Annotated in this window: 15 protein-coding genes and 1 pseudogene; 15 read left to right on the forward strand and 1 reads right to left on the reverse strand. The window is 62.8% G+C overall.

Features of this window, described 5'->3' with window-relative positions; all coding sequences use genetic code 11:
• Nucleotides 1-19 precede the first annotated feature (19 nt).
• On the forward strand, nucleotides 20-1,267 hold the full coding sequence (locus A9K68_RS14050; protein WP_065006713.1) for an aconitase X: 1,248 nt from the start codon (nucleotides 20-22) through the stop codon (nucleotides 1,265-1,267).
• The gene (locus A9K68_RS14055) at nucleotides 1,264-1,752 is read left to right on the forward strand and encodes a DUF126 domain-containing protein (RefSeq protein WP_065006714.1); all 489 of its coding nucleotides are present in this window, start codon (nucleotides 1,264-1,266) and stop codon (nucleotides 1,750-1,752) included. The genes A9K68_RS14050 and A9K68_RS14055 overlap by 4 nt, the downstream gene beginning before the upstream one ends.
• Before the next feature lie 246 nt (nucleotides 1,753-1,998).
• Here A9K68_RS14055 and A9K68_RS14060 read toward each other — a convergent pair whose 3' ends face one another.
• Entirely contained in the window at nucleotides 1,999-3,030 is a 1,032-nt protein-coding gene (locus A9K68_RS14060; protein ID WP_065006715.1) for a LacI family DNA-binding transcriptional regulator, read from the reverse strand.
• A 371-nt stretch (nucleotides 3,031-3,401) separates the two neighbouring features.
• On the opposite strand from A9K68_RS14060, the gene A9K68_RS14065 reads away from it, so the two are divergent.
• The 13 genes and pseudogenes from A9K68_RS14065 to A9K68_RS14125 all read left to right on the forward strand — a co-directional run bounded on the left by A9K68_RS14065 (nucleotide 3,402) and on the right by A9K68_RS14125 (nucleotide 16,334).
• Nucleotides 3,402-5,015 (forward strand): extracellular solute-binding protein, encoded by a 1,614-nt coding sequence (locus A9K68_RS14065; RefSeq protein WP_065006716.1) that lies wholly within the window; start codon nucleotides 3,402-3,404, stop codon nucleotides 5,013-5,015.
• Between the two features lie 80 nt (nucleotides 5,016-5,095).
• On the forward strand, nucleotides 5,096-5,956 hold the full coding sequence (locus A9K68_RS14070; RefSeq protein ID WP_065006717.1) for a carbohydrate ABC transporter permease: 861 nt from the start codon (nucleotides 5,096-5,098) through the stop codon (nucleotides 5,954-5,956).
• Nucleotides 5,953-6,912, forward strand: coding sequence for a sugar ABC transporter permease (locus A9K68_RS14075; RefSeq protein ID WP_065006718.1), 960 nt, complete (start codon nucleotides 5,953-5,955; stop codon nucleotides 6,910-6,912). Before A9K68_RS14070 ends, A9K68_RS14075 begins: the two co-directional genes overlap by 4 nt.
• Complete coding sequence (locus tag A9K68_RS14080) at nucleotides 6,909-7,607, forward strand: ABC transporter ATP-binding protein (protein ID WP_065006719.1); 699 nt, start codon at nucleotides 6,909-6,911, stop codon at nucleotides 7,605-7,607. The genes A9K68_RS14075 and A9K68_RS14080 overlap by 4 nt, the downstream gene beginning before the upstream one ends.
• Before the next feature lie 4 nt (nucleotides 7,608-7,611).
• Nucleotides 7,612-8,701: pseudogene (locus A9K68_RS32475) on the forward strand (ABC transporter ATP-binding protein).
• 36 nt (nucleotides 8,702-8,737) lie between these two features.
• Nucleotides 8,738-9,835: a Gfo/Idh/MocA family oxidoreductase gene (locus A9K68_RS14090; protein ID WP_065006720.1), complete on the forward strand. Its 1,098-nt coding sequence runs from the start codon at nucleotides 8,738-8,740 to the stop codon at nucleotides 9,833-9,835.
• A 26-nt stretch (nucleotides 9,836-9,861) separates the two neighbouring features.
• Nucleotides 9,862-10,776: a sugar phosphate isomerase/epimerase gene (locus tag A9K68_RS14095; RefSeq protein WP_065006721.1), complete on the forward strand. Its 915-nt coding sequence runs from the start codon at nucleotides 9,862-9,864 to the stop codon at nucleotides 10,774-10,776.
• Nucleotides 10,777-10,813: 37 nt separating this feature from the next.
• Nucleotides 10,814-11,752, forward strand: a complete 939-nt coding sequence (locus tag A9K68_RS14100; protein WP_065006722.1) for a substrate-binding domain-containing protein — start codon at nucleotides 10,814-10,816, stop codon at nucleotides 11,750-11,752.
• Nucleotides 11,753-11,837: 85 nt separating this feature from the next.
• A complete protein-coding gene (locus tag A9K68_RS14105) occupies nucleotides 11,838-12,818 on the forward strand; it encodes an ABC transporter permease (RefSeq protein WP_065006770.1) in 981 nt (326 codons plus the stop codon).
• Nucleotides 12,815-13,597, forward strand: a complete 783-nt coding sequence (locus A9K68_RS14110) for an ATP-binding cassette domain-containing protein (protein WP_203546927.1) — start codon at nucleotides 12,815-12,817, stop codon at nucleotides 13,595-13,597. Before A9K68_RS14105 ends, A9K68_RS14110 begins: the two co-directional genes overlap by 4 nt.
• Before the next feature lie 16 nt (nucleotides 13,598-13,613).
• Nucleotides 13,614-14,798 carry an aldose 1-epimerase family protein gene (locus A9K68_RS14115; protein ID WP_065006724.1) on the forward strand — a complete coding sequence of 395 codons (1,185 nt, stop codon included), beginning with the start codon at nucleotides 13,614-13,616 and terminating at the stop codon, nucleotides 14,796-14,798.
• Between the two features lie 88 nt (nucleotides 14,799-14,886).
• Nucleotides 14,887-15,975 carry a fatty acid desaturase family protein gene (locus A9K68_RS14120; RefSeq protein ID WP_065006725.1) on the forward strand — a complete coding sequence of 363 codons (1,089 nt, stop codon included), beginning with the start codon at nucleotides 14,887-14,889 and terminating at the stop codon, nucleotides 15,973-15,975.
• Between the two features lie 44 nt (nucleotides 15,976-16,019).
• Nucleotides 16,020-16,334: a MocE family 2Fe-2S type ferredoxin gene (locus A9K68_RS14125; RefSeq protein WP_065006726.1), complete on the forward strand. Its 315-nt coding sequence runs from the start codon at nucleotides 16,020-16,022 to the stop codon at nucleotides 16,332-16,334.
• The last annotated feature ends 11 nt before the right edge of the window (nucleotides 16,335-16,345 follow it).

The raw sequence follows: 16,345 nt of genomic DNA on the forward strand, positions 1-16,345 counted from the left end.
GAGGAAAGCGGAACACCCGATGACGCTTGAATTGATGGCGGGCGATCAGTCGATGCTGCAGGGCGAGCACGGGCCGGCCGTGGCCGCAGCGATGAAGATCCTGGTCGCCTTTTCGAAGGCGGTCGGCGCGCGCAAGCTGCTGGATATTGCCGGTGCCCATATCGACGGCTGCCTCTATCACGGCCAGGCCGGTCTCGATTTCGTCGAGAGGCTGGTCGAGGGCGGTGGCAGCGTTCGGGTGCCCACCACATTGAACGTCGGTTCGTTCGACCTCATCCATCCCGGCCTGGTGAAGATGCCGGCCGCCGAAGAAGTGCCGGCGCGGCGGCTGATGAAGGCGCATCTGGAGCTCGGCTGTCAGGCGACCTTCACCTGCGCGCCCTATCAGACGCGGTTCCGGCCGGCTTTCGGCGAGCAGATCGCCTGGGGCGAGTCCAACGCCATCGTCTTTGCCAATTCGGTGATTGGAGCGCGGACCAATCGCTATGGTGATTTCATCGATTTGTGCTGCGCGATGACCGGGCGGGCGCCGGCCTGGGGGCTGCATTTAAGCGAAAACCGGCGCGGCCAGATCCTGTTCGAGCTGACCGGTTCTTTCGAGCCTACCGACGCCCTGTTCGTTGGCGTCGGGCTGATCATCGGGCAGGCGAGTCGCGACCGCATCCCGGTGATATCGGGCCTGCCGCAGCCGCGCGACGAGGACCAGCTGAAGGCGCTGGGTGCGGCGGCGGCAACGACGGGCGCGGTGGCACTGTTTCATGCGGTCGGCATCACGCCGGAAGCAAAGACGCTCGACGAGGCGTTTCGCGGCAAGCCGCCGGAGGAGACGATCCGGATCTCTCGCGCCGACATCGATCATGCTCTGGCCAGGCTGTCCAGCGTCCCCGACGGTGCGCCGCTTGCGGCCGTATCGCTCGGCACGCCGCATTTTTCCCATCACGAGTGGATGCGCCTGCTGCCGATGCTGCGCCATATCGCGCCGGGCAGGGGCATCCCGATCTATGTCAACACCGGGCGCGCGACGCTGACGCGGCTTCAGGACGAAGGCGAGCTGGAGAGTGTGAAGGCGTTCAACCTCATTCCAGTGACCGATACCTGCACCTATGTCACCACCATCATCGAGCGCCTCGACGGCGTGGTGATGACCAACTCCGGCAAATGGGCGCATTACGCCCCCGGCAATATCGGCGTATCGGTGGCGTTCGGCGAGATGGAGGACTGCATCCGCTCGGCAGCGGTCGGGCACGTCGTGAGGGGTGCGCCATGAGTGAACAGGCAAGTCGAGCCCTGAAAAGTCGAGCCCTGAACAGAGTTGGCAGTTTCCAGCTTGCCGGCGAGGCACAAGGCTCGGCGCTGGTGCTGTCGCAAGCGCTCAGTTTCTGGGGCGGCCTGGACATCGAGACGGGCGACATCATCGACCGTTCGCATCCTGCTCTTGGCCAAAATGTCGCTGCCAAGATCCTGGTGATGGCTTCCGGGCGGGGATCTTCGTCCTCGTCCTCGGTTCTGGCCGAGGCGATCCGCAGGGGCACGGCGCCGGCCGGCATTATCCTGCAGCGGCCCGACCCGATTCTGGCCGTCGGCGCCATCGTCGCCGAGTTTCTCTACGATGTCAGCATGCCGCTGGTCGTCTGCGACATATCAGGCATTATTTCCGGCGACCGGATCGCGATCGGCCTTGGCGAGGATGCGCAAGCGATCATGAGCAGGATCCAGCCGGCCATCGGTCCCGCCGCGCCACGTCGCCAATAGGCCGCAGCCAGCGTCTCGTCGCGGCCGAGCCCCAGCGTGCCGCGCCAGTGTTCGCGAACGATCCTCGCGGCAGCCGCTTCCGCCGCGAACCCAGCCGAACGCCCAACCGTTTGCATGCGGAGGAGATCCCGGTCCTCCTCGTCCCGAAGACAATAGCCCGCACGGCATCGAGCTCAGATTACCCTGATCGCCGCAGCGCCACAGCCCCACTTGCTTGCGCGACCTCTCTTATCCCGGAACTTCCGTTCAGATCTCCGGGATGCTTTCCCTGAAGATCACCTGCAGCCTTGGCTGGTGCAGTTCGTAGGGCAAGCCCCTGACCGCATGGGTCAAGGTGTTGAGCGCTTCGCGGGCCTCGACGCGCGGGTTCTGGTCGATGACCGCGTCGAGCGTGCCGTCGAGCAAAAGATCCTTGGTGCCTTCCGTCACCTCGTGGCCGAGAAACACGGTCGACAGTGCGCGCCCACGCTCCTTAAGCGCGCGAGCGATGCCGGTGTTGCCGGCACCGACATTGTAGATCGCGGCCAGGTCCGGATGCCGGTCCAGCAGGGCGGAGGCCTCCGCATAGGCCTTTTCCCGGTCGTCCAGCATCTCGCGCATCTCGACGATCTGCAGATTGGGCGATTCTTCCGTGAGGATGTGGCGGAACCCCATCTCGCGTTCCTCATGGCCGCGATAGGAGAGCGAGCCGGCGAACAGTGCGACCTTGCCCGGACGATCAGCGCCCATGAAGCGATTGAGCAAATAGCCGGCGAGGCGCCCGGCGGCGCGGTTGTCGATGCCGATATAGGCGACCCTCGGCACATGCAGGATGTCGGACGCGATGGTGACGACCTTGACGCCGCTGGCCGACAGCGAGCGGATTGCCTCACGGACGGTCGGATGATCGAGCGCAATGACGCCGACACCTTGCGTCTGGCCGCGCAATTCCTGCAGCAGGCGGGCAAGTCGGTCCGGATTGAAGCCTTCGATCGTGGCGACGCGCACGTCGAGGTCCGGCCGCGACTGCGCCTGCGCCTCGATATGCCGGTGCAGCATCTTGATGAAGGAATTGGTGCCGGCGGGCAGGGCGAAATCGAGCCGTATGACATCGCCGCGCAGTGCGTTGCGCGGGGTCGGGCTGTTCGAATTTTCCGCGATATAGCCAAGCCGCTGCGCCGTTTCCAGCACGACTTCGCGGGTGCGCGCCCTGACCCCGGCGCGGTTGTTGAGCACACGATCGACCGTGGCGGCTGAAACGCCGGCTTCCCGGGCTATGTCTGTCAGGGTGGACCGCATAGTCGATCACCTTACTGCTAGTGCGCTACCAGGCGCATCAAAACCGCGGATTAACGGATGTACGTCGGACGACGACTTCATTGCCATCCGCGATTCTGATGGGAAATGATGTATCCGGCCTTAGCCGATGCGCAAGCCGGCGCGCTACACCAAATCGTCGAGCCGGATCGAAAAGGGTGGGCGCGGCGCACGGTTCCCTCAAATTCAAGCACCAGGTACCGTAGAGTGACCTCGTTGGACTGCATTCTCTCCCCTCATTTGCGATGTTATGACGTATTTTGAGTATCTATGATGTTGACAGCCTCCCCACAGTGTCGTCAATATCCATCATGAGGGCTGTGGAGGAACAAGGCCCCGAGGGAGGACTTCCAATGTCTGATATGATCGGCATGTCGCGGCGCCGTTTGCTGGCGTCCGGTGGAAAGGCGGCAGTGCTTGTTGCCGCCGCAGGTATCGCACCGAAATTCATTCGTCCAAGCCGCGCCTATGCGGCTGATGCGCTCGCGCCGGGCATGATCGGCGGCCCGACGGGCTTCGATGGCTCGGAGCGTTATCAATATGATGCCGACACGCCGGAAGGCCGCGCCATTGAGGCGGCCAAGGCGATGAAGGGCGCCGGCAAGGCGCCTGCCAAGATCGTGCTCGGCCTGTCCGACGGCTCGATCGGCCAGTTGACGCAGCCATTTCCTGCCGGCGCGCCCTCGATCAAGGACCTGTGGGAGAAGGAAACCGGCATTCCGCTCGAGATCGTCGGCGTGCCGAATGGCCAGGAGTTCACGAAGACGATGCAGGACATCTCCACCAAGGGTGGGGCCTATGATATCTACGCGGTGGAATGGAACCGTCTCGGCGATCTCGTCGAAACCGGCGGCATCCTGAAGCTCGACGACTTCGTCGCCCAGTACAAGCCGGAATGGGACGATCCCGAGCGCGGCTATGTCAACGGCGCCAAGGGCGTCTCGCTGCTCAACCAGTATCGCGGCTCGACCTATGGCGTGTCGCTGGATGGCGATTTCCAGACCTGGGTCTACCGCACCGATTTGTTCGGCGACGCGGCCGAAAAGAAAGCCTTCTCCGACAAGCATGGCTACGAATTGGCGCCGCCGAAGACCTGGACGCAGCATGACGAGATCGCGGCCTTCTTCCAGCGCCCGGACAAGGGCTTGTTCGGCTCAACCGATCTGCGCAACCAGGGCTGGGGCTATACCAATTGGTATCAGCGTTATGTCTCAATGGCTTCGCCCAATCAGTTCCTGTTCGACGACACCGGCAAGCCGCTGATCAATTCGGAGCAAGGCATCGCTGCGACCAACGAGTACATCGCCTCGCTGGCCCATCATTCGCCGGACGCGATCTCCTGGGGCTGGCCGGAGCAGTACGGCAATTTCGCCAAGGGCGGCGCCGCCATGACCTGCGCCTTCTCCAACCTGCCGAAATTCCTCGACAATGCCGGTAACAAAGAATCGCAGGTCACCGGCAAGATCGGCTCGATGCTGCCGCCCGGCCGCGAGATCGACGGGAAGCTGATCAGCCGTTCGGTGCTGTGGCTGAACCTCTCGGCTTCGGTCTCCTCGCAGGCCAAGAATCCGGAGGCCTGTTACCTGTTCCTGCAGTGGCTGGGATCCAGCCGGATCTATGCCTGGATGACCGCCAATCCTGGCGGCTATTTCGATCCGTTCCGGCTGTCGGATTTCTCCGACCCGCTGGTCCGCCAGACCTATCACGCCTACCACATGCATGTGGTGCGCGAGACGGTCGCCCGCACCGTGCCGACCATCAACTATCCCGGCGCCACCGCCTTCCACAATGCGCTGGACGAGAACCTCGTCGCAGCACTTACCAAGGCCAAGACCGCCGAGCAGGCGATGGCCGACACCGAGGCCGAATGGAAGAAGATCGCCCGCCGCACCGGCGAGGAGAAGCTTCTCGAAGCCATCAAGACCAACAAGGAAGCCTGGCCTACTGTTCTCGATCCGGTCAGCTGATCCTGCTCCCTGAATCCGAATGGAGGGGAGGAGTGATTGCTCTTCCCCTCTGCAAACGATGACCCCAGCAAAGCTGCAAGATGAAGCGTTCCGTTCCTTTCGAAATATTCCGCTATGCAGCGATCCTTGCGGCCATGGCTGTGACGCTGGTGCCGATCCTGTGGATGGTGTCGATGGCCTTCAAGCCGATCGCCGAATGGTCGGCGACCGGCGCCCACCTGACCTGGTGGCCGAAGAACCCGACGCTCAGCAATTTCCGGTTCGTCTTCGGGGAATCGACCAACAATCTGATCGTCGCGCTCGACCGCACCGCGCTGAAACCGATCCTGTCGTCGCTGCTGTCGACCACGTTCGGCACGGCAATCGCCATGTCGGCCGGCACGGCAGCCGCCTACGGACTGTCGCGCTTCGGCTCGGGCCAGAATCTGCCGCTGGCGCTGATCCAGCTTCGCCTGTTTCCGCCGATGGCGGTGATGACCCCGGTCATGATCATGTGGGCTTTCCTCAACTTCACCGACAGCTGGTGGGGACTGTCGCTGATCTACGGCATCGTCACGCTGCCTTTCGCCTTCTGGCTGATGAAGACCTTCTTCGACGACATGCCGCGCGAGATCGAGGAAGCGGCGCTGGTTGAGGGCTGTTCGCGGTGGCGCGTCTTCACGCGCATCACGCTGCCGATGATGCGCGCACCGCTGGCCAGCGCCGCGCTGTTCGTCTTCATTCTCAACTGGTCGGACTATCTGATCGCGCTGCTTCTGACGACGCGCGAATGGGTGACGGTCCCCGTCTACATGGCCTCGCTGTCCTCCTCGATGACGGGACAGCTCTACGGCGCCAAGGCGGCGCTCGGTCTCATCGCCGCAGTGCCGCCTGTGATCATGGGCGTCGCCATCCAGCGCCATCTGGTGCGCGGGCTGACCTTTGGGGCGCTCAAGCAATGAGCGCGGTGACTGCGACGATTTCGGAGGACGTGATGAAGGCCGTCCAGGCAAAGCCGGCCTTGCGGGACGAAGGGGCAAAGCTCGGCTTCCGGCTGACGCTGCCGGCGCAGATCCTGGTGCTGTTCATCGCCGTCTTCCCGCTGCTCATGCAGTTCTATATTAGCCTGACCGACTGGTCGCCGCTGTCCGGCCTCGGCTGGTGGAACGCCTGGTCGCTGTGGAACAATTTCGCCAACTACACCGACCTTGCCGCCGACGCGCGCTTCTGGAGCGCGCTGAAGCGCACGGCCATCGTCATGATCATCTGCGTGCCTGCGGAATTCCTGCTCGGCCTCGCGCTCGCCACGCTGTTTGCCGACGAGTTTCCGGGCAGGCGGGTATTCTATTCGATCCTGCTGATGCCGATGATGGTGGTGCCGGCGGTGGCCGGTTACATGTTCTTCATGCTGTTCCAGTCGGGCGGCCCGGTCAACGACATCCTGTCGGCGCTATCAGGCTTTCCCGTCACGATCGCCTGGCTTTCGGACCCGACGCTGGCGCTCATCGCCGTCATGGTCGCCGACATCTGGCAGTGGACACCACTGATGTTCCTCATCCTGCTTGCCGGCCTGGTCGGCGTGCCCGAGGACCAGATCAAGGCGGCGACGCTGCTCGGCGCCAATCCCTGGCAGCGCTTCGTCACCATCGTGCTGCCGAAGATGAAGACGATCATCATCGTCGCGCTGGCGATCCGGGTGATCGAGAACTTCAAGATATTCGACACGCTCTACATCATGACCGGCGGCGGTCCCGGCGTCGCAACCGAGACGATCTCCGTCTACATCTACAAGCTCACCACCCAGGACCTGATCTGGGGCTATGTCGCGGCGATCGCGCTGGCCATCCTGATCGTGCTGTCCATCGCAGCGGTATTTGCCATGAAGCGCATGGCGCGGGCGCGGGAGGTGCTGGCATGAGCGCCATCCATCTGCAGAATCTGGTCAAGAAGTTCGGCGACTTCACCGCGCTGAAGACGATGGATCTGGCCATCGCCGACGGCGAGTTCATGGCGCTGCTCGGGCCGTCAGGCTGCGGCAAGTCGACGACCATGAACATGATCGCCGGCATGGAGGAGCCGACCAGCGGGAAGATCCTGTTCGGCGAGCGCGACATGACCGGCGTGCCGATGGGACGGCGCGGCGTCGGCTTCGTCTTCCAGAACTACGCGATCTTCACCCATATGAGCGTGCGGCAGAACCTCGCCTACGGCCCGAAAATGCGCGGCGCGCCAAAGGCCGAGATCGACCGTCGCGTCGGAGCCATTGCCGAAATGCTGCAATTGACGCCGCTGCTCGACCGCAAGGCCGACAGGCTGTCGGTCAACATATTGCAGCGCGTGGCGATCGGCCGTTCGGCGATCATGGAGCCGGCGATCTTCCGGGAGCAGGTGACATTGGCCGAAAGCGGCCGCGGCCTGTCGATGCCGGTGAATTTCGTCGAACGGATCGGCGCGCGTACCATTATCCATCTCGGCGACGGCGAGGCTGCGGTGAAGGCGGTGCTCGACAATGATGTGGGACTGTCGGTCGGGCAAACAGCTGTGATCGCACCGGCCGCGCAGTCGGTACGCGTCTTCGACGCCGCCACCGGCCTCGCCATGAAAGCGGGCTGAGACCATGGCCAATATCGTTTTCCGCAATGTGACGAAACGCCATGGCGCCACGATCGCCGTCGACGATGCCTCGTTCACGGTCAACGACAATGAGTTCTTCTGCTTCTTCGGTCCGCCGCTGTCGGGCAAGTCGACGATGCTGCGTCTGGTGCTCGGCTTGGAAACGCCTGACTCAGGCGAGATCCTGATCGGCGGCAGTCCGGTCAATACAATGTCGCCAGCCGAGCGCAACGTCGCCATGGTGTTCCAGAACCTAGCGCTGTTTCCGCATATGAGCGCGCGCGACAATGTCCGCTTCCCCTTGGTCGAACGCCGGGTCGCCGAGGCCGAAATCGAAAAGCGTGTCGCCGACGTCGCGGCCAAGCTGCATATCGGCCACATCCTGCACAAGCCGCCGGCGCAGCTTTCCGGTGGCGAGCGGCAGCGCGTTGCGATCGCCCGCGCGCTGGTGCGCGATCCCAATGCCTATCTGATGGACGATCCGATCTCGGCGCTCGACGCCAGGCTGCGCGAGGAGACGCGCGTCGATGAAGCGCATCCAGCGCGAGCTCGGCAAGACGCTGATCTATGTCACCCACGACCAGGAAGAGGCGATGTCGGTTGCCGACCGCATCGCCATCCTGGAGAACGGCAGGATCAGACAGATCGGCGCGCCGGCCGAGATCTATGACCGGCCGGCGAGCACTTATGTGGCGCGGCTGCTCGGTTCGCCGATGATGAATATCTTGAAGTCGCTGCGCGGCGAGGGCGGCGTCGAGGCGGCTGAAGGCGCGATCCGTATCGCGGACAAGGCTGCTCCGGCCGATGCCGTCGAAATCGGGCTCAGGCCGGAAGACATCAAGGTGCGGCCCTGGTCGGATGGGGAAATATCGGAGGGTGGAGTCTCAGACGGGCGCGCGGGCCGCCCGGCGCGAGTGTTCGAGGTCGAGCCGCTCGGCGACTATACCGTGGTTACACTCGCTGCCGGGCAGGCGCGCCTCAGGGCACTGCTGCGCGGCCAGCCGGATATCAGGCCGGACGCGATGGTGGCGATATCCTGCGAGCCCGGCCGCGTGCATTATTTCGGGCTAGGCGGGGCAGCGCTGGGACGATGACAGCGGCCGCAAGAAACGAGCTTCGGGAGAAAGACATTGACGAGCAAAGACTTCGAGCCGGACGTTAAAGTCCGCACCAGGGAGTACAAAATCGGCTGTGTCGGCGCCGGCATGATCATGGCCGAATGCCATCTTGCCGCCTACAAGGACGCCGGCTTTCCGGTGGTGGCGATCGCCTCGCGGACCAAGGCCAGTGCCGAAAAGGTCGCCAAGCGCTGGAAGATCCCGACCGTCCACGACACGCCGGAACAATTGATCGAGGACGAAAACGTCGAGATCATCGACCTTGCCTTTCCGCCGGACCAGCAGCCGGCGCTGATCCGCCATGCGCTGAAGCAGAAGCACATCAAGGCGGTCCTGGCGCAGAAGCCGCTGGCGCTGTCGCTCAAGGATGCGATCGACTTGCGCGACGAGGCGGCCAAGGCCGGCAAGATCCTCTCGGTCAACCAGAACATGCGCTACGATCAGTCGATGCGCGTGCTGAAGCAGATCATGGACAGCGGCGCGCTCGGTGACATCGTCTTCGCCCAGATCGACATGCATGCGATCCCCCACTGGCAGACCTTCCTCGAGGACTACGACCGGCTGACGCTTGCCAATATGAGCGTCCACCATCTCGACGTGCTGCGTTTTCTGTTCGGCGATCCCGACGAGATCACGACGCTGACCCGCAAAGATCCGCGCACGCGCTTCGACCATTCGGACGGCATCACTGTTTCGACGCTGCGGTTCCCGTCCGGCGTGCTCGCCGTTTCGCTGGAGGATGTCTGGTCCGGTCCGCGCCAGGAGGGCTACAAGGACGACCAGCACATCAACTGGCGCGTCGACGGCACAAAGGGCGTCGCCAAGGGCACGATCGGCTGGCCGACGGGCGCTGCCTCGACGCTGACCTATGCTTCGACCGAGACCACCGGGGGCGAATGGATGACGCCCAACTGGGACACGATGTGGTTCCCGCATGCCTTCATCGGCGTGATGGAGCAGCTCCAGCACGCGGTGAAGACCGGCACGCCGCCGGCGCTGTCCGTCGCCGACAACGTCAAGACCATGGCGCTGATCGAAGCCGGCTATCGCTCGATCGACGAGAGCCGCACGGTCAAGCTTTCCGAAATCTCGACAAACTCAATCAACTGAATCGCTTACAGGGAGGACTTCACATCATGATGCAGGCAGGTATTTTCACGGGCTATTTCCCGTACAGCCTCGAGGAAACCGCGCAGAAGATCCGCGCGCTCGATTTCAACACGGTGCAGCTCGACCTCCATTTTAAGGATGTTGATCTGTCGGCCGGGCAGATCACCAAGGAAAAGGCCCGGACTGTTCGCGACACCTTCCGCGACCACAATCTGCCGGTGTGCTGCGTGTCAGGCTACACCAATATCATCCATCCGGACATAGGCGAGCGTGATAGGCGTGTCGGCTATCTCAAGGAAATCATCCGCAATGCGCGCGATTTCGGCTCGCCTTACGTTATCTCGGAAACCGGCACCTACAACAGCGAGTCCGATTGGGTGCATCATCCCAAGAACAAGACCGAGGAAGGGTTCGAGGAATGCCGCAAGGTCATATCAGATCTTGCCCAGACCGCATACGACCACGGCGCGGTCTTCCTGCTCGAAACCTATGTCAACAATGTCGTCGGCTCGGTCGAGGAGACGGTGAAGATGTTCGCGCAGGTCGACCATCCCGGTCTCGGCCTTTTGATGGACCCGACCAACTATTTCGAGACGCACAACATCGACAGGATGGACCAGATTCTGAACCAGGTGTTCGACACGCTGACCGACAAGATCAGAATAGCCCATGCCAAGGACGTCAAGCGCTCGGGCGGTGACAAGTCGGAGAAGCACGCCGACATCGGCGACGAGGACGCGCTGGAGAGCCACACTTTCCGCGGTGTTGGCGAGATCGAGCTGCCGGCGCCAGGCCTCGGTTCGCTGAACTACGACCTCTATCTCAGGCGGCTGGCCGAAAAGCACCCGAACATCCCGGTTATCATCGAGCATCTTTCGGAAGATGACGTGCCGCGCGCCAAGAAATTCCTCGACGGCAAATTCCGCGCCAACGGACTGTGACGGCACGGTTCGGCTACCAAAAAAGGGAGGAAGAGAAATGTTGAAATTCGTGTCGAAAATCGCCGTTGCCGCGACCGTGCTCGCCGGCGTGACCATGGGCTCGGCGCTGGCGCAGGATGCTCAAAAGACGTTCTACCTGCTGTCGCATGGCGGCCCATCGGATGCCTTCTGGCTCGACTGGAATGCCGGCGCCACCAAGGCCTGCGACCAGCTCAAGGTGACCTGCAATATCTCCTTCAGCGGCGGCGACATGGCGGCGCAGAAGGAAGCGTTCAACTCGGCGCTCGCCGCCAAGCCCGACGGCATCGGCACCACCTCGGCGCAGCCAGGCCTGTGGACCGAGGAGGTCAAGGCGGCCAAGGCCGCCGGCATCCCGATCGTGTTCTTCAACACCGACGATCCGGCGACCGGACGGCAGGCCTATGTCGGCGCTGACCTCAAGGAGGCCGGCGCCATCTGGGCAAAATACCTGGTCGACCACAAGATGGTGAAGCAGGGCAGCAAGGTGTTCCTGCCGGTCGAAGTGCCGGGAGCCAGCTACCAGCAACTCGAGACCGAAGGCATCGCCAGCGTGTTCGATCCGCTCGGCATCAAATACGACGTCGTCGATTGCGGCACCGATCCGGCCGGTATCATCGCCAAGATGACCGACTATATGGTGGCCAACAATCCGCCGGCGATCATCGCGCTCGGCGATTCCGTGGCGGCCAGCATCAAGCGGGTGTTCGACGGCGCTGGCGTGCCGGCTGGCAAAATCCCGGTCGTCGGCTGGGGCAATTCGAAGGAAACAGCCGAATCCGTCAAGGCCGGCTTCGTCAACGCAGCGGCCTGGCAGTTCCCTTCGGCACAGGGCTTCATGCCGGTTGCTTTGCTCGGGCTCGCCGCCTCGGGTGAGCCGATCGGCTACGACATCCACACGTTCGGCCTCTACGACGCCTCGAGCGTCGAACCGATCCTGAAACTCTACAACAAGTGATGGAAACTGACGTCCGCCGCGCAGGCGGCGGGCGTCACCCTGAGATATGGTCCAAGCAGTCATGACAATCGCCGCAGAAGAGGAAATGCCGCGCTCCAAACGCAAGTCGAGCCTGATCCGCTCGCCGCAATTCTCTTCGCTCGTCATCCTGATTGTCCTGCTGGCGGTGTTCGCCGTTGCCGATGCCAACTTCCTGTCGCCGCTCAACATCTCCAACATGATGGCGTTCCTGCCCGAACTCGGCATCATCGCGCTCGGCATGACGCTGCTTCTCACTGCGGGCGAGTTCGACCTTTCGGTCGGAGCCGTGTTCGGGGTGGCACCGGTCGTGGTCATGCTTCTGGTGCAGAACGGCGGGTTTGACATCGGCATCGCCCTGCTTGTCGGCCTGCTGCTCTGCATAGCGATCGGTGCGGTCAACGGGCTGATCGTCACCAAGATCGGCATCTCCTCCTTCCTGGTCACGCTGTCGATGCTGCTCGTGGTGCGCGGGGCTGCGCTCTACATCACGCAAGGCTTTCCGCTGAAATCCTGGGACCAGCCAGGCTTTTTCGTGACGCTGCTGGCCGGCAGCTTCAATATCGGAACGTTCCGTTTCTATACATCCTTGTGGTGGTTCATCGGCCTGTCGCTGCTGGCGATCTACGTCCTGCACTACGCCAAGCTCGGCAACTGGATAAGCGCCATCGGCTCGAACCGTAACGCTGCTGTGGCGCGCGGCGTGCCGGCCGATGCGGTCAAGGTCTGGCTGTTCATCCTGACGTCCGCGCTGGCCGGTCTCGCCGGCATGATCAGCGCGTTCCGCATCTCTGCCGCCTCGCCGGTGGCCGGCACCGGCTATGAACTCGAAGTGATCGCCATGGTGGTGGTCGGCGGCACGGCGCTGACCGGCGGGCGCGGCACGATCCTGGGCACGATCGTCGGCGCGCTGATGCTGCGCAGCATCCGCAACGGCATCGTGCTAATCGGCGTGCCGGGGCTCGCCTACGACATCTTCGTCGGCGTCATCATCCTTGCCATGCTCATCCTGCACGCTTTGCTGCAGAAGAACGCCGCCAGGAACTGACAATGGAAGTGCTTCGGTTGCAGAACCTGCAAAAGTCCTTCGGCAGCGTCCGCGCCCTGAAGTGCGCATCGTTCGCACTCAATGAAGGTGAAGTGGTGGCCTTGCTCGGCGACAACGGCGCCGGCAAATCCACCCTTATCAAGGCGATCTCCGGCGTGTTTCCCGTCGACCGCGGCGACATCTATGTGCGCGGCCAGAAAGTCTCGATCCGCTCGACGCGCGACGCGATGGATCTCGGCATCGAGACCATCCACCAGGACACGTCGCTGGCGCCGGACCTGAGCATCGCGCGCAATCTCTTTCTCGGTCGCGAACCGGTCAATCTGAAATGGCTGGGCGTGTTCGCGCCGCTCGATCTCGCCAAGCTGCGCGACGCCGCCGCGGCGCTGCTGAAGCGCGTCGGCATTTCGAAAAAGCTCGACGCCGAGGCGCTGGTCAGCACGCTTTCGGGCGGCGAGCGCCAGTCGATCGCCATTTCGCGGGCGATGCAGTTCGCCGCCAAGGTCATCATCCTCGACGAGCCGACCAATAATCTCGGCGTCGAGGAAACACACGGGGTGCTGCGCTTCGTCAAGGAGGTGCGCGCGGCCGGCCATTCGGTGCTTTTGATCACCCACAACATCCATCACGTCTTTCAGGTCGCCGACCGCATCATCGTCATGCGCCGCGGCGAGATCGTCGCTGAGCAGACGGTCGCCGATACCGATCTGTTGACGGTGGAAAGCATCATTACCGGCGCCGATATGTCGGCCCTGCTCAAGGAGACGAGAGCGAAGTGAAGGAACTGGCCGTCACATGGTAGAGCTTTACGGCAAGACGCTGTCGCGCCGGCAGGTTTCGGAACGGTCCGGCATGCTGTCGCAATTCGCCGGCGTGCGGCTGATGACACTTGGCGACGGCGTGGAGCACGGCATTCGCATGCTCGAATTCCGCACCGGCTCCGGCCTGCGTTTCACCGCGCTGGTCGATCGGGCGCTCGATATCGCCGATTGCGACTTCAAGGGCCAGGCGATCGGCTGGCATTCGCCGAGCGGCTTTCGCCATCCCGGTCTGCATGAGTACGAAGGCGAGGAGGGGCTGGCCTGGGCGCGTTCCTTCTCGGGCCTGCTGCTGACCTGCGGTCTCGACCATATATTGTTCATGAACGAGGTTCCCGCCGACAGCTACAATTATCCGCCGAAGAAAACGGTGCGCCATTCGCTGCATGGCCGCATCGGCACCATTCCGGCGCGCCTGACCGGTTACGGCGAGACCTGGGACGGCGACGGCTGCGTGCTGTGGGCCGAAGGCATCGTCCAGCAATCGACTGTGTTCGGCGAGGATCTGCATCTGCTGCGGCGGATCGAAGCCGATGTCGGCGGCAACGAGATCCGGCTTTCGGACCGGGTCTTCAATCACGGGTTCAGCCGGACGCCGCATATGTATTTCTACCACATCAATGTCAGCCATCCGGTGCTCGACGAGGGGGCTCGCTATCTGGCGCCGATCCGTGACGTTGTGTGGGCCGGGCATGCCGGCGAGCGCTACGAGGCGCAGAAGGTCGGCTACCGCACAGTGCCGGCGCCGCAATTGGGTTTCAAAGAGCAGGTCTGGCAGCACGAGCTTGGCGCTAACGGCGCCGGGGAAGTGCCGGTGGCGGTGGTCAACGACCGTCTTGGCCTTGGGCTGGAAGTCGTGACCCGCAAGGATCAGTTGCCTTGTGCCTATGAGTGGCAGAATTTCCAGGCAGGGCACTATGCGCTGGGCATCGAGCCGTCGACGCATCATGTGCTCGGCAATCTGGCGGCCCGAGAACGCGGCGAGATGATCTGGCTGGAGCATGGCGAGAGCCGCTCATACAATGCGGTGTTCCGGGTTCTCGATGGCACCGGCGACATCGCTGCCGCTGAAAGCCGGATCGCGGCGATCGCCCGGCAGCCGCAACAGGATTATCCGCTGCCGTCGGGCAATTTTCCGGTGCTCGGAGGCAGGTCGCGATAATGGCGAAGACGATGCGAAACACCAGTTGGGAGGCTGAGTCCGATCGGAGCGGGGAGGGCTCTCGGGCCATCAGGATTTGGAGGTCACAATGGCTGGCACAGTGAAGCGCGACTACAGCCTGGTCGGCGAGAGCACACGCAGGGCGATCGAGACGGGGCTGGCTTCGGCCGAGTGGTATCACACCGACGTCTCCCGCAAGGCGATCAAGGAGTTGATGCAACGGTCGGATGGCCCGGCGATCCGCGACACGATCATCTGGATCGTCGCCATCCTGGGTTCAGCTGCCGGCGGTATTTATTTCTGGGGCACCTGGTGGTGCGTGCCGTTCTTCTTCGTCTATGGCGTGCTCTACGGCTCCTCCAGCGACTCGCGCTGGCACGAATGTGGTCATGGCACTGCCTTCCGAACGCGCTGGATGAATGATGTGGTCTACCAGATCGCCAGCTTCATGCTGATGCGCAATCCGGTGACCTGGCGCTGGAGCCATGCCCGCCACCACACCGACACCATCATTGTCGGACGCGATGCCGAGATCGCCGTGATGCGCCCGCCGGACCTGCTGCGTACCGCACTCGCTTTCACCGGTATCCTCGATTTTCGCTACTCGCTTCCGGCGTTGGTACGCCAGGCGTTCGGCAAACTGACGCCCGAGGAGAAAAGCTATGTTCCCGAGATGGAACAGCACAAGGCCGTCATCGCCGCGCGCTGGCATATCGTGATCTACATCGCGACCATCGCGGTCGCTCTTTACACGTGGTCGTGGCTGCCGCTGGTGCTGATCGGCGTGCCGCGCCTGTACGGCACCTGGCACATGGTGCTAACCGGCCTGCTGCAGCACATCGGCCTGGCCGACAATGTGGTCGACCACCGGCTCAACACCCGTACCGTGTACATGAACCCGATCAGCCGGTTCATCTATTGGAACATGAATTACCATGTGGAGCATCACATGTTCCCGATGGTGCCCTATCACGCGCTGCCCAGGCTGCACGAATTGATCAAGCACGATTTGCCTGAGCCGAACCCGTCGATGTGGCATGCCTATCGCGAGGTCTGGCCGGTCTTGCTCAGGCAGCTCAAATACGAGGACTATTTCCTCAAGCGCGAACTGCCGCTGACGGCGCGGCCCTATCGTGGCGAGTTCCACGAGGTGAACATGTCGGCGGCCGCGGAATAAGACACTGGGCACTGCCGCAATACAGGATTTCAGGAGAAACAGAGATGGCCGATTGGGTCGAAGCGTGCGCCGTGGACGATGTCGAAGAAGAGGATGTCATCCGCTTCGATCATGGCGGCCGCACCTTCGCGATCTATCGTTCCCCTGACGACGAATTCTTTGCCACCGACGGGTTTTGCACGCATGAGAAGGCCCACCTGGCCGATGGGCTTGTCATGGACGACATCATCGAATGTCCCAAGCACAATGGCCGCTTCAATTACAAGACCGGCCAGGCCAAAGGGGCTCCCGTCTGCATCAATCTGCAGACCTATCCGGTCAAGATCGAAGCGGGCAAAGTGATGATCCAGATCAATTGATCTGCTTTAAT

This window comes from Mesorhizobium sp. AA22, assembly GCF_001672375.2.
Lineage (GTDB): Bacteria > Pseudomonadota > Alphaproteobacteria > Rhizobiales > Rhizobiaceae > Mesorhizobium > Mesorhizobium wenxiniae.

Excerpts from the sequence above, each read along its gene's own strand:
- A9K68_RS14095 (WP_065006721.1), top strand. The coding sequence starts at position 9,862 with ATGATGCAGGCAGGTATTTTCACGGGCTATTTCCCGTACAGCCTCGAG.
- A9K68_RS14115 (WP_065006724.1), top strand. The coding sequence starts at position 13,614 with ATGGTAGAGCTTTACGGCAAGACGCTGTCGCGCCGGCAGGTTTCGGAA.
- A9K68_RS14060 (WP_065006715.1), bottom strand. The coding sequence starts at position 3,030 with ATGCGGTCCACCCTGACAGACATAGCCCGGGAAGCCGGCGTTTCAGCC.
- A9K68_RS14055 (WP_065006714.1), top strand. The coding sequence starts at position 1,264 with ATGAGTGAACAGGCAAGTCGAGCCCTGAAAAGTCGAGCCCTGAACAGA.
- A9K68_RS14070 (WP_065006717.1), top strand. The coding sequence starts at position 5,096 with ATGAAGCGTTCCGTTCCTTTCGAAATATTCCGCTATGCAGCGATCCTT.
- A9K68_RS14065 (WP_065006716.1), top strand. The coding sequence starts at position 3,402 with ATGTCTGATATGATCGGCATGTCGCGGCGCCGTTTGCTGGCGTCCGGT.
- A9K68_RS14120 (WP_065006725.1), top strand. The coding sequence starts at position 14,887 with ATGGCTGGCACAGTGAAGCGCGACTACAGCCTGGTCGGCGAGAGCACA.
- A9K68_RS14125 (WP_065006726.1), top strand. The coding sequence starts at position 16,020 with ATGGCCGATTGGGTCGAAGCGTGCGCCGTGGACGATGTCGAAGAAGAG.
- A9K68_RS14105 (WP_065006770.1), top strand. The coding sequence starts at position 11,838 with ATGCCGCGCTCCAAACGCAAGTCGAGCCTGATCCGCTCGCCGCAATTC.
- A9K68_RS14050 (WP_065006713.1), top strand. The coding sequence starts at position 20 with ATGACGCTTGAATTGATGGCGGGCGATCAGTCGATGCTGCAGGGCGAG.
- A9K68_RS14075 (WP_065006718.1), top strand. The coding sequence starts at position 5,953 with ATGAGCGCGGTGACTGCGACGATTTCGGAGGACGTGATGAAGGCCGTC.
- A9K68_RS14080 (WP_065006719.1), top strand. The coding sequence starts at position 6,909 with ATGAGCGCCATCCATCTGCAGAATCTGGTCAAGAAGTTCGGCGACTTC.
- A9K68_RS14100 (WP_065006722.1), top strand. The coding sequence starts at position 10,814 with ATGTTGAAATTCGTGTCGAAAATCGCCGTTGCCGCGACCGTGCTCGCC.